The 11,639-nt window shown below is 72.3% G+C and carries 11 protein-coding genes and 1 pseudogene; 6 read left to right on the top strand and 6 right to left on the bottom strand.

The annotated features are described in order from the left end of the window. Together I5G_RS17245 and I5G_RS17240 are read left to right on the top strand one after the other, a co-directional pair. A partial coding sequence (locus I5G_RS17245; protein WP_022880180.1) for a fumarylacetoacetate hydrolase family protein occupies positions 1-397 on the top strand: 397 nt, incomplete at its 5' end. Further along, on the top strand, positions 394-1,179 hold the full coding sequence (locus tag I5G_RS17240) for a maleylpyruvate isomerase family mycothiol-dependent enzyme (protein ID WP_022880179.1): 786 nt from the start codon (positions 394-396) through the stop codon (positions 1,177-1,179). The genes I5G_RS17245 and I5G_RS17240, both read left to right, overlap by 4 nt. A 21-nt stretch (positions 1,180-1,200) precedes the next feature. On the opposite strand, the gene I5G_RS26260 is transcribed toward I5G_RS17240, so the two are convergent. Genes I5G_RS26260 through I5G_RS17225 form a run of 4 tightly spaced genes read right to left on the bottom strand, consistent with a single transcriptional unit; the run spans position 1,201 to position 4,991 of the window. Next, a complete protein-coding gene (locus I5G_RS26260; protein WP_204365577.1) occupies positions 1,201-1,521 on the bottom strand; it encodes a hypothetical protein in 321 nt (106 codons plus the stop codon). Next, positions 1,461-1,811 carry a flavin reductase family protein gene (locus tag I5G_RS26255; protein ID WP_204365576.1) on the bottom strand — a complete coding sequence of 117 codons (351 nt, stop codon included), beginning with the start codon at positions 1,809-1,811 and terminating at the stop codon, positions 1,461-1,463. The genes I5G_RS26260 and I5G_RS26255 overlap by 61 nt, the downstream gene beginning before the upstream one ends. A gap of 19 nt (positions 1,812-1,830) precedes the next feature. Further along, positions 1,831-3,489: a (2,3-dihydroxybenzoyl)adenylate synthase gene (locus I5G_RS17230; protein WP_022880178.1), complete on the bottom strand. Its 1,659-nt coding sequence runs from the start codon at positions 3,487-3,489 to the stop codon at positions 1,831-1,833. Beyond that, a complete protein-coding gene (locus I5G_RS17225) occupies positions 3,486-4,991 on the bottom strand; it encodes an FAD-dependent monooxygenase (RefSeq protein ID WP_022880177.1) in 1,506 nt (501 codons plus the stop codon). Before I5G_RS17225 ends, I5G_RS17230 begins: the two co-directional genes overlap by 4 nt. 109 nt (positions 4,992-5,100) lie before the next feature. On the opposite strand from I5G_RS17225, the gene I5G_RS23245 reads away from it, so the two are divergent. After that, entirely contained in the window at positions 5,101-5,940 is an 840-nt protein-coding gene (locus I5G_RS23245; protein ID WP_022880176.1) for a PaaX family transcriptional regulator C-terminal domain-containing protein, read from the top strand. A 78-nt stretch (positions 5,941-6,018) separates the two neighbouring features. Here the strand turns inward: I5G_RS23245 and I5G_RS17215 are convergent, their stop codons facing one another. Beyond that, positions 6,019-6,867 (bottom strand): Sir2 family NAD-dependent protein deacetylase, encoded by an 849-nt coding sequence (locus I5G_RS17215; protein ID WP_026096039.1) that lies wholly within the window; start codon positions 6,865-6,867, stop codon positions 6,019-6,021. 87 nt (positions 6,868-6,954) lie between these two features. On the opposite strand from I5G_RS17215, the pseudogene I5G_RS23240 reads away from it, so the two are divergent. Further along, positions 6,955-7,759, top strand: a pseudogene (locus I5G_RS23240) (TrmH family RNA methyltransferase). Between the two features lie 2 nt (positions 7,760-7,761). On the opposite strand, the gene I5G_RS17205 reads toward I5G_RS23240, so the two are convergent. After that, a complete protein-coding gene (locus I5G_RS17205) occupies positions 7,762-8,619 on the bottom strand; it encodes an SGNH/GDSL hydrolase family protein (protein WP_022880173.1) in 858 nt (285 codons plus the stop codon). Between the two features lie 292 nt (positions 8,620-8,911). On the opposite strand from I5G_RS17205, the gene I5G_RS17200 reads away from it, so the two are divergent. Both I5G_RS17200 and I5G_RS17195 read left to right on the top strand, forming a co-directional pair. Continuing rightward, a complete protein-coding gene (locus tag I5G_RS17200; RefSeq protein ID WP_022880172.1) occupies positions 8,912-10,822 on the top strand; it encodes a DEAD/DEAH box helicase in 1,911 nt (636 codons plus the stop codon). 174 nt (positions 10,823-10,996) lie between these two features. Beyond that, positions 10,997-11,639, top strand: a 643-nt coding sequence (locus I5G_RS17195; protein ID WP_022880171.1) for a VIT1/CCC1 family protein, incomplete at its 3' end; no start/stop codon positions are given.

Below are 11,639 nucleotides of genomic sequence, written 5' to 3'. Positions count from 1 at the left end.
CGGCTACACGATCGCCAACGACGTCTCGATGCGCGACTGGCAGTTCCGCACGCGCGAATGGCTGCAGGGCAAGGTCTGGGAGCGGTCGACGCCGCTCGGGCCCGTGCTCGCGACCCCGGACGAGATCCCCTCCGACGCGCGCATGCGGACCGTCGTCGACGGAGTCCTCAAGCAGGACGGCGACATCCACGACCTCGTCCACGGTCCGGTCGACCTCGTCCGGTACATCTCGACCGTGACGACGCTCCGACCGGGCGACGTCATCCTCACCGGCACCCCCGGCGGGGTGGGACACGCGCGCGAACCCCAGGAGTACCTGGCATCCGGGAGCGTGGTCGAGGTCACGATCGACGGCATCGGAACCCTCGTCAACCGCTTCGTCGCGGAGGAGCCGTGAACGCCGAGACGCTGAGCCCCGAGGAGCGGGCCCTGCGCGAGCGTCAGGGCGCCGGCGCGCGCTACGACGCTCCGGCCGCACCCCACGCGCACCTCGACCTCGCGCGACGCGGGACGGCCTACTTCGCGCGCCGGCTCGGCGAACTCGACGACGACGACATGGACGCCCCGAGCCTGCTGCCCGGGTGGTCGCGACGCCACCTGCTGGCGCACGTGGGCTACAACGCGCGCGCGGTCGTCCGGCTCGTCGAGTGGGCCCGCACGGGTGTGGAGACGCCGATGTACGCCTCCGACACCCAGCGGTGGGACGAGATCGTCCTCGGGTCGACCCTGCCCGCCCGGGCCCTGCGGCACCTCGTCGAGCACGCCGCGGTCCACCTCAACGTCGAGTGGCGCGACCTGACCGACGCGCAGTGGGATGCCACGGTCGTCACCGCGCAGGGGCGCACGGTGCCCGCGCGGGAGACGGCGTGGATGCGGGCGAAAGAAGTGTGGGTGCACGCGGTCGACCTCGACAACGGCGGCTCTTTCCTCGACTTCCCGACCGAGATGGTCGACGAGATCATCGCCGACGTCCTCCGCGCGTGGACGCGCCGCAGCGAGCCCGGCGCGGTCGTGCTGCGCGCGACCGATCGCGACCTCGGGGTCGCCGAGTACGGCGAGAGCGGCCCGACGGTCGAGGGCGCCACGCCCGACCTCGCGCGCTGGCTCACCGGCCGCGGCGCTCGCCGCCTGCGGGTCGTGGGCGGCGGCGACCTGCCCGCGATCGCGCGCTGGTTCTGACGCGGGCGCCGTCGCCGCAGCTCATCCGCCCGGGACGGGCGGTAGCTCCACCACGCGTCCGAGCGGGGTGTAGCGCGGCCCGGCGAGGCGTCCGATCGGGCGCAGGAGCTCGGTGTCGATGCTCGCCGAGCCCGTCGATCCGAGGCGCACGATGTCGTCGCGGATCGACCACGCCACCACCGTGCCCACCACGAACTCGCCCCCGGTGGGGCTGAACGCGGTCGTCGAGTGGTAGCGGCACTCCATCCGCACGGGCGCGTCGGCGAGCCCCGGGATGCCGATCACCCGCGAGTGCTCGAGCGCGAGGCCCAGGTGCTCGGCTTCGCCGACGTCGGGTGGCATCCCCTCCGAACTGGCGTGGAGGGAACGAGCATCGACTCGTCGGCGATGTTGACGACGTACTCGCCGTACTCCTCGATGTTGCGGATGGTGTCCTTGCGGCCGTGCGCGCGGCGGTTCACGGTGAACCCGAGCATCGCGGGATGCTGGCTCACCCACGTGAACGAGCTGAACGGGGCCAGATTCACCGGCTCCCGCCCGCTCGTGACCCACGCGATCGGGCGGGGGACGACCGAACCGACGAGCAGGCGGTACGTGTCGGCGGGGGAGAGGCCGGCGGCGTCGATGAACATGGATCTCCTCGGTCCGGGATCAGCCCCGGGCGTGTTCGCTCGCGAGCAACTCGCGCAGCGCCTTCTTGTCGATCTTGCCGACCTTGGTCAGCGGCAGTTCGCCGACCGTCTCGAGGCGCTCGGGGCGTTTGAAGGCCGCGACCCCCGAGGCGTCGAAGTGCGCGCGGACGGCGGCGAGGTCGAGCTCGTGCCCGTCGTGCAGCACGGCGAACAGGCATACGGTCTCGCCGAGGGTCTCGTGCGGCATCGCCACCGCTGCCGCGAGCCGCACCGAGGGGAGCCGGTAGACCAGGTTCTCCACCTCCTCGGCGGAGATGTTCTCGCCGCCGCGGTTGATCATGTCCTTGCTGCGGCCCTCGACCACGAGGTTGCCGTCGGAACGCAGCCGCACGATGTCCCCCGTGATGTAGAAGCCGTCGGGCGTGAACGAGCGGGCGTTCGCCTCGGGCGCGTCGTAGTAGCCGCGCGGCGTGTACGGCCCCCGGGTGAGGAGGACGCCGGGCGTGCCGTCCGGGACGGCGGTTCCCGAGGCCTCGTCGACCACCCTCAGCTCGTCGAACGGCGAAACCGGGCGACCCTGCGTCGCGACGATCGCCTCGACGGGGTCGTCGAGCCGCGTGACGTTGATGAGGCCCTCCGCCATGCCGAACACCTGCTGGAGCGTTCCGGGCAGCTCCGCGACCGCGCGCCGGGCCAGCTCGTCGGCCAGTCGGGCGCCGCCCACCTGCAGCACGCGCAGGGTGCGGAGCGCCTCGGTGCCGACCGTGGCGCCGTGGTCGAGCCACGACGCCACGACGGCCGGCACCGCGGCCGTGTGGGTGACGCCGTAGCGCTGGATCGCCGCGAACGCGCGCTCCGGACGCGGGGAGCCGAGCGGCACCACCGTGCCCCCGGCGAACAGGGTGCCCAGGATGCCGGGACACGCGAGCGGGAAGTTGTGGCCCATCGGCAGCGTCGCCAGGTACACCGTGTCGGCGTCGACGTCCGCGGTCGCCGAGGTCAGCAGCACGTTGCAGACGTAGTCGTCGTGCGTGCGCGCGATGAGCTTCGGCAGTCCCGTGGTGCCCCCGGAGAGCAGGAACACGGCGACGGAGGAGGCATCCACCGGGGGAAGCGAAACGCTGCGGGTCGCCGCGTCCGACGGGGCGCACAGCGGGTCGAGGCGTTCGACGTCGTCGGGGAGCACGCGGTCGTCGTCCGCCTGGATGAGCACGTGGCGGAGCGTGGGACTGCCCGCGCGCAGCGCGCACGACAGGCCCCGGTGGTCGAAGTCGCGCAGCGCGTCGGGGCTCACGAGCGCCACGGCTTCGGATGCCTCGACCAGGTGCCGCAGCTCGTGCTCGCGGTGCGCGGGCAGCGCCATGACCGGCACGATCCCCGCACGGAAACAGCCGAGCGTCAGCACGACGAACGTCCAGTGGTTCGGCAGCTGCACGACGATTCGGTCGTCGGGGGCGATCCCGAGGGCGAGGAGCCGCGCCGCGCACGCGTCGACACGGTCGGCCAGCTGCGCGTACGTGAGGGTCGTGTCGCCGTCGGCGACGGCGACACGGTCGGCGTGGGCCCAGGCGGACTCGACGAACACGTCACCGATCGCGCGGCCCAGCCACAGTCCTTCCGCCCGGTAGCGCTCCGCGACCTCGGCCGGCCAGGGGGTGAGTCCTTCCGCAGTGTTCATCGGAGCACCGCGTCGGCGCGGCCGGACAGCACGAGCGTCATCGCGCGATCCTCGTCGCAGTCGGGCTCGTCGATGATCGCCGTCACGCCGTGGCGCAGGCGGGCCGCCTCGGCGGTGAGCTGGCGTTCGAGGGGGCTTCCGCCGGTGACCAGCACGGTCGTGGCATCCGCGTGGCTGGCGAGCGCGTCGCGGACCGCGGAATCGGGATGGATGCCACTCCCCACCGCGACCGTCACGGCCGGCGGCAGGTGGTCGCGGTCGAGCACGCGACGGTCGAGGAGCACGGAGGCGCCCGGCCCCCGGACCGGGGACTCCAGCGGCGGTGCGCCGTGCCGTCGCTGCCACTGATCGAGCGCGCGCCGCACCGCCTCGGGGTCGCGGCGGGCGATCTTGGCGGCCGGCAGCGCCCGAGAGAAGAAGTGGAAGCCGAACTGCCACGGTTCGAACGCGTGGAAGTAGGTGCCGAAGTTCTCCCACCACGACAGGCTCGGACCGGCCGCGCCCTGGATGCGGGCGACCTGCGGTTGGCGCACGGCCTCGTACGCGGTGAATGCCGCTTCGACGTCGTCGGGGTGCGTGGCGAGCGCCTCGGCGAGCGCGATCGCGTCCTCCAGGGCCATCTTCGTGCCGCTGCCCACGGAGAAGTGCGCGGTGTGCACGGCGTCGCCGAGCAGCGCGACGTTGCCGCGGTGCCAGTGGCGGGCCCGGATGGTCCGGAAGTTGCCCCAGCGGGAGTTGTTGCTGATGAGCCGCGCGCCCCCGATGAGCGGGGCGAACAGTTCTTCCAGGCGTCGCTGGCTGTGCTCGTCGCTGGGTCCCGGGGGAGTGGCCGTGTCGAAGCCGTCGAGTCCCGCGGCCCGCCACGTGTCCTCGTCGGTCTCGACGATGAAGGTCGAGAGCCCGCCGCCGATCGGGTACGCGTGCGCGGCGAATACGCCGCTCACGTCGCCGGGGAGAGTGTCGTCGTGCGTGTGGAGGAAGGTGAGGCCGTCGAACACGGTGTCCGTCGCGAACCAGATGAACTTCGCCGTGGCGATGTCGTAGGTGACGCCCAGCGTGTCGTCTCCGATGGCGGCCCGGGTCTGGGAGTTCGCGCCGTCCGCCGCGACGATCACGTCGTAGTCGGCGAGGTCGTCGAGCCCGCGGGCGTCGGAGAAGTGCAGGTGCGCGCCGGCGTCCATCGCCCGGGCCTGGAGGGCGGCGAGCAGGTCCTTGCGCAGCACCGCACCCATGCCGTTGCCGCGGAACGACAGGCTCTCTCCCTTGAGGCGCACCTGGATAGCGTCCCACCGCACGCCGGAGGCGTCGAGCGTCTCGCGCAGCGCCGAGTCGGCGGCATCCACTCCGTTCTGCGTCGCGTCCGAGAACACGACGCCGAACCCGAAGGCCTCGTCCGCGCGATTGCGTTCGAACAGGTCGACGTGGGCGCCCGGGATGTTCCGGGCCGCCAGTGCGGCGAACAGCAACCCGCCGGGGCCGCCGCCGAGGACAGCGATGCGCATATCAGCCTCCTTGCTGAAGTCGTCGTCCCAGGGGGGACGTCACGAGTATGCAACAGAATTTCGTGCAGCGCCATCACTTCGTTACATGTGGTTCCGGTAACGTTCTCGCATGCGCCCGCGCTCCCTCGTCTTCACGCTCTTCGGGGACTACTTCCGCTACTGCGGCGACGGAGGAGCGCCCCTGCGCGGCCTGAGCGACGTAATGCAGCTGTTCGGCGTCGAGCCGGCGACCACCCGGGTCGTCATGTCGCGCCTGCGCGCCGAGGGCTGGTTCGAGACGCGGCGCGACGGTCGCCTCACCACCTACGTGCTGTCGCCGCGGGCGTGGACCCTCCTCGACGAGGGACGAGACCGCATCTTCCGGCACATCGCGCGCGAGTGGGACGGGCAATGGACGCTCATCGCGACGCGGGCGGGCGACCGCACCGCGCGCGACGAGGTCCGCAAGCGCCTCACGTGGCTCGGCTTCGGCCAGTTGCAGCCGGCGATCTGGATCGCCCCGGGCGACCGGATGGCATCCGCTCGCCAGGTCATGGCGGAGAGCGACATCGAGTCCGACGTCTTCCTCAGCCGGACCGGAGACCTCGACGGCGACCGATCGCTCGCCGGGCGCGGGTGGGACCTCGAGGGCCTCGACCGCCTCTACCGCGACTTCACCGCCGCGCACGACATCGCCGAGCCGCCGACCTCCGAGGAGGAGGCGCTCGTGCGCCGCGTGCACCTCACCGACGACTACCGTCGGTTCCCTTTCACCGACCCCGACCTGCCGGCGGTGCTGCTCCCCGCGTCGTGGAGCGGACCGCGCGCCCACGCGGTGTTCGTGCAGCGGCACGGGGAGCTGCACGACGCCGCGACGGCGGCGGTCGAGCGCCTCACCGGGCTCCGTGTCGAGGGGGCGCACCGCGTGTTCCTGGCGGACGGCGCGGTGGGGTACACGCGCGGGGAGTGAAGCGCCGGGCGGTTGCCGCACTGCGGGGAGTGAGCCGCCCGGAGGTTACCGCAGCGCGGGGAGTGAGCCCCCGGGCGGTTACCGCAGCGCGGGGAGCCGCTCGGCGAAGGTGCTCAGCACGTCGCTCGTGCCCGCATCGATCTTGACCGCGGCGCGCTGATCGGCGCGCGTCGCCCCGCGGTTGACGATCACGACGGGCAGTCGCCGGCGACGAGCGCGTTCGACGAGCCGGATGCCGGAATTCACGACGAGCGACGAACCGGCCACGACGAGGGCCTCGCTCGCGTGCACGAGCTGCTCGGCCTCGCGGAACTTCTCGACCGGGATGTACTCGCCGAAGAACACGACGTCGGGCTTGAGCGTGCCGCCGCACACCGTGCACACCGGCACGATGAACCCCTCCGCGGAGGCGGGCGTGACGTCGCCGTCGGGGCCGAGCTCGACGTTCTCGGGGACCGTGATCCACGGGTTGTCGGCCTCGACGCGCGCGGCGAGGTCGCGGCGGTCGAACACCTGCCCGCAGTGCAGGCAGCCCACGCGACGCATCGTCCCGTGCAGTTCGACGACGCGGTGGCTGCCCGCGCGGACGTGCAGACCGTCCACGTTCTGCGTGATGACACCGTTCGTGATCCCGGCGTTCTCGAGTGCCGCGAGAGCCCGATGCCCGTCGTTCGGCTCGGCGGCGGCGAACGCCTTCCACCCCAAGTGGCTGCCGACCCAGTAGCGCCGACGCGCGTCCGCGTTCGCGAGGAACTGATCCGCCGTCATCGGTGTCCGCGTCGGCGCGCCCTTCCCGCGGTAGTCGGGGATCCCCGAATCGGTGGACACCCCCGCCCCCGTGAGCACCGCCACGCGGCGGCCGGCGAGCACTTCGACGGCTCGATCGATGGATGCCAGGGTCTCGGCATCCCTCGTCGTGTCCGTCATGCGCACCTCCGTCGCTTCGAGTCTAGGACCGTGGGTGGATGCCATCGCCCGAGGCGTCGTGCCGCCCGGTGCTGGCAGAGTGGGACGATGCCCGTCCTCCCGATCGACTCCGCCGACGACCCGCGCCTCGCCGACTACCGCGACCTCACCGACGTGTCGCTGCGCCGCGTCAGCGAGCCCGCCGGCGGCCTGTACATCGCCGAGTCCTCGAAGGTGCTCGACCGCGCGCTCCGCGCCGGCCACCGCCCCCGCTCGGTGCTCGTGCAGGAGAAGTTCCTCGACGACGCGCTCGCGCTCGTCGGGTCGGATGCCGAGGTGTACGTCGTCCCGGCGGAGGTCGCCGAGCAGGTCACCGGGTACACGGTGCACCGGGGGCTGCTGGCATCCATGCACCGTCCCGTGCTGGACCCCGTCGCCGACGTCGTCGCGGGCGCCCGGCTCGTGGTCGTGCTCGAGGACATCGTCGATCACACTAACGTCGGTGCCGCGTTTCGTTCCGCGCCGCGCTCGGCGCCGACGCGGTGCTTCGTCACCCGCGCTGCGCCGACCCGCTGTACCGGCGAAGCGTGCGGGTCAGCATGGGCACGGTGTTCCAGGTGCGTGGACGCGGCTGCCGGAGTGGCCCGAAGCCAAACCGCTGCTGCGGGACGCGGGGCTGCACCTCGCCGCCCTCGCGCTCGCCGACGACGCTGTGGCGCTCGACGACTTCGCCGCGGCCGGACACGAGCGCGTCGCGCTCCTGTTGGGCGCCGAGGGCGACGGGTTGAGCCGCGGGGCGCTCGCCGCAGCCGACACGGTCGTGACGATCCCCATGGCCGGGGGAGTGGACTCGCTCAACGTCGCCGCGGCGAGCGCGGTCGCGCTGTGGGAACTGGGGCGGGCGCTCCGCTGACCTCACACCTGGGTGTGGCGCGGGGCCGTGGCATCCTGTCCCGGGGCGAGGGTGATCACGGGCAGCGGCTCGGGGCGCTTCGGGAGGATGTGGTCGCCCGACGACTGGTGACGCAGACGCCGCAGTACCCACGGCACGAGGTACGCCCGCGCCCAGACCAGGTCTTTCTCACGCGCCGCGCGCCACGTCGTGGGCGGCAGGGCCTCGGGCTGCATCGGCTGCAGGTCGTTGGGGACGTTGAGCGCCCGGAGCACCATCCGTGCGACCTCGTGGTGGCCGAGGGTGTTGTAGTGCAGGCGGTCGTCGTCGAAGAAGCGCATGTCCTGCACCTCTTTCAGGCCCCACTGGTTCGCGACGATGCAGTCGTAGCGGTCGGCGATCGAGCGGATGTTCTCGTTGTAGATCGCGACCTTGCCCCGGATGCCGCGGAACACGGGCGTGAACTCGGTGTCGATGCCCGTGAACACGACGACCGTCGCGCCGTCGCTGCGGAGACGCACGACGGCATCCTCGAACTGCTGCGAAACCGCGTCGGGATCGGTGCCGGGGCGGATGACGTCGTTGCCGCCGGCGGAGAACGTGATGAGGTCGGGCTTCAGCGCGAGCGTCGGTTCGATCTGATCGGCCACGATCTGGCCGATGAGCTTCCCGCGGACCGCCAGGTTGGCGTACGCGAAGTCGTCGACCTGGGATGCCAGGACCTCGGCGACGCGATCCGCCCAGCCGCGGTGACCGCCGTCGGGCAGCGGGTCGCCGATCCCCTCGGTGAAGGAATCGCCGAGGGCGACGAAGCGGCGCCAGGGGTGCGGGCCGTGGTTTTCGGACGGAGACGGGGCGGGCGAGTGCGGATCGAGTGTCATCGAAACCTCCGCCCCCAGGCTATCCCCGCCCTCCGACACGGCAAGGGGCCCTGCTGTGCCCCCTCTCCCTCCCGCGGTCCCCGCGGCATCCGCCCCGGCTCCGGCCCGGCAGGGCAGCGTCCCGCCCTCTTCGCGATAAACGCTTCGGCTCGCCAGAAACGCCGCGCCGCAGCGTTTCTGCCGACGCGAAGCGTTTATCGCTGGTGGGGTCGCGGAACCATCCCCAGGCGCACGCGGCATCCGCGAGAACCGCCTATCGTGGATGTTCGCGCTCGCGAGGGAAGGAGGTTCGATGCTGGAAGAAGAAGCCCGCACTTCGGCCCTCCCCGACACCTCCGACGGCACCGCGCCGGAGCTCGCCTTCGGTGACTCCGGCGACGAGCACCACTTCGGAAGCTTCGCCGCCGAGCACCTCTCGCCGTCGTTCCCGCAGCGCGCCCCGTGGGGTACCGCGCAGCGCCTGCGCGCGTGGCAGGCCGAGGCGCTCGACCAGTACTTCGGCTCCGACGGTCCCGACGGCGTGGGCCGCGGCCCCCGCGACTTCCTCGCCGCGGCCACCCCGGGCGCCGGCAAGACGACGTTCGCCCTGCGCCTCGCGTCCGAGCTCATGCGTCGCCGCGTCGTCGACCGCATCGTCGTCGTGGCCCCCACCGAGCACCTGAAGACCCAGTGGGCCGAGGCCGGGGCGCGGGTCGGCATCCGTCTCGATCCGTACTTCTCCAACCGGCACGCGACGCCCTCGCGGCAGTACCACGGCGTCGCGGTCACCTACGCGCAGGTGGCCGTGAAGGCCGAGGTGCACCAGCGCCTGACGATGGATGCCAGAACCCTGGTGATCCTCGACGAGGTGCACCACGGCGGCGACGCGCTCAGCTGGGGCGAGGCGCTCCGCGAGGCGTACGGCCGCGCGACCCGCCGCCTGCTGCTGTCCGGGACGCCCTTCCGCAGCGACACCGCGCCCATCCCGTTCGTGGAGTACCACCCAAACGAGAAGGGCATCCGCCTCTCGCGCACCGACTACGCCTACGGCTACCGGCGCGCGCTCGACGACGGGGTCGTCCGCCCCGTTTTCTTCCTCGTCTATGCCGGGCAGATGCGCTGGCGCACCAAGGCCGGCGAAGAGATGGAGGCCCAGCTCGGGCAGGACAACACCAAGGACATCACGTCGCAGGCGTGGCGCACCGCGCTCGACCCCAACGGCGACTGGATCCCCGCGGTCCTCCGCTCCGCCGACCGGCGCCTCACCGAGGTGCGCGAGACGGTCCCGGATGCCGGCGGCCTCGTCATCGCGACCGACCAGACCGCCGCGCGCGCGTACGCCACGATCCTCGAGGACATCAGCGGCGAGAAGGTCACCGTCGTCCTCTCCGACGAGGCCGAGGCGTCCGGCCGCATCGAGACGTTCTCGAAGGGCACGAGCCGCTGGATGGTCGCCGTCCGCATGGTGTCCGAGGGCGTCGACGTCCCGCGCCTCGCCGTCGGCGTGTACGCCACGAGCGCCTCGACGCCCCTGTTCTTCGCGCAGGCCATCGGCCGCTTCGTCCGCGCCCGCCGTCGCGGTGAGACCGCGAGCGTCTTCCTCCCCAACGTGCCGCAGCTCCTCGCGCTCGCCGGCGAGATGGAGGCGCAGCGCGACCACGCCCTCGACCGCGACAGCGACGCGGACGACCAGTGGAACGCCGAAGAAGACATGATGGATGCCGCCGAGCGCGAGGACAAAGCCTCCGACGCGCTCGAGCAGGAATTCGAGTACCAGGCCCTCGGCTCCCTCGCGCACTTCGACCGCGTCCTGTTCGACGGACAGGAGTTCGGCCAGCTCGCGGTGCCCGGAACGATCGAGGAGGAGGAGTTCCTCGGCATCCCCGGGCTCCTCGAACCCGAGCAGGTGCACGAGGTGCTCATGACCCGGGCGTCGCGGCAGTCGCGCCACCGGTCCTCGCGCGAAGCGAAGGAGAAGGCGAGCGGCCAGGAGCCGCCCAGCGTCGACGAGGGCGGGCTCCCGCAGCCCCTGCACCGCACCCTCAAGGAACAGCGGCAGCTCCTCAACAGCCTCGTCGGGCTGTACGCCCGCCAGACCGGCGAGGCGCACGGCCTCGTGCACGCCGAGCTCAGACGCATCTGCGGCGGTCCCGCCGTCTCGCACGCCACGGTCGCGCAGCTGCAGGCGCGCATCGAAGTGCTGCGCAAGCGCGTCCGGTCCTGAACACCGTCCCGCGGCGGTTCGCCGGGCGGTTTCGCGACCCCGAAATGCTGGCATCCCTGTCCGGAGATCCCCGTCGTTCCGGGCTTCGGAGGCCCGAAATGCTGTCAGTATCGGCCGACGCGCCCGGGGGAGGGGAACGCCCCGCCTAACGTGGGGGAGACCCGAAGGAGAACCGTGACGACCTCCGCCACACCGACAGCCCGCGACCGTCGCCGTTGGGCGCGCTACCTCGTCGACGAACGCGCCGAAGCGCGCGTGTACCGCGACCTCGCGAGCCGCCGCTCCGGCGAGGAACGCGAGATCCTCCTCGCGCTCGCCGAGGCCGAGGGCCGCCACGAGCAGCACTGGCTCGCCCTCCTCGGCGACACGCCCCAGCGCCTTCCCCGGCCCGACCTCGGCACCACGCTGCTGGCCTGGATGGCCCGCCGCTTCGGCTCGATCTTCGTCCTCGCCCTCGCGCAGAACGCCGAAGCGCGCTCGCCGTACGCCGACGAGCCGTACGCGACCGCGCAGATGGCCGCCGACGAGCAGGTGCACCACGAGGTCGTGCGCGGGCTCGCCGCCCGGGGACGCCGGCGCCTCTCCGGAACGTTCCGCGCCGCGGTGTTCGGCGCCAACGACGGGCTGGTGTCGAACCTCGCGCTCGTGATGGGCGTCGGCGCCACCGGCGTCGCCCCGAGCTTCGTGCTGTTCAGCGGCATCGCGGGGCTCCTCGCCGGCGCGCTGTCGATGGGCGCGGGCGAGTTCGTCTCCGTGCGCTCGCAGCGCGAGCTGCTCGAGGCCACCGAGGAGAACGATTACGCCGACTCCGCGTCCC

Source organism: Microbacterium sp. B19 (assembly GCF_000333395.1).
Lineage (GTDB): Bacteria > Actinomycetota > Actinomycetes > Actinomycetales > Microbacteriaceae > Microbacterium.
This window is presented reverse-complemented; position numbering and strand designations above follow the sequence as displayed.

Coding starts and splice junctions, on each gene's coding strand:
- I5G_RS26260 (WP_204365577.1), bottom strand. CDS start 1,521: ATGCCACCCGACGTCGGCGAAGCCGAGCACCTGGGCCTCGCGCTCGAG.
- I5G_RS26255 (WP_204365576.1), bottom strand. CDS start 1,811: ATGTTCATCGACGCCGCCGGCCTCTCCCCCGCCGACACGTACCGCCTG.
- I5G_RS17230 (WP_022880178.1), bottom strand. CDS start 3,489: ATGAACACTGCGGAAGGACTCACCCCCTGGCCGGCCGAGGTCGCGGAG.
- I5G_RS17225 (WP_022880177.1), bottom strand. CDS start 4,991: ATGCGCATCGCTGTCCTCGGCGGCGGCCCCGGCGGGTTGCTGTTCGCC.
- I5G_RS23245 (WP_022880176.1), top strand. CDS start 5,101: ATGCGCCCGCGCTCCCTCGTCTTCACGCTCTTCGGGGACTACTTCCGC.
- I5G_RS17215 (WP_026096039.1), bottom strand. CDS start 6,867: ATGACGGACACGACGAGGGATGCCGAGACCCTGGCATCCATCGATCGA.
- I5G_RS17205 (WP_022880173.1), bottom strand. CDS start 8,619: ATGACACTCGATCCGCACTCGCCCGCCCCGTCTCCGTCCGAAAACCAC.
- I5G_RS17200 (WP_022880172.1), top strand. CDS start 8,912: ATGCTGGAAGAAGAAGCCCGCACTTCGGCCCTCCCCGACACCTCCGAC.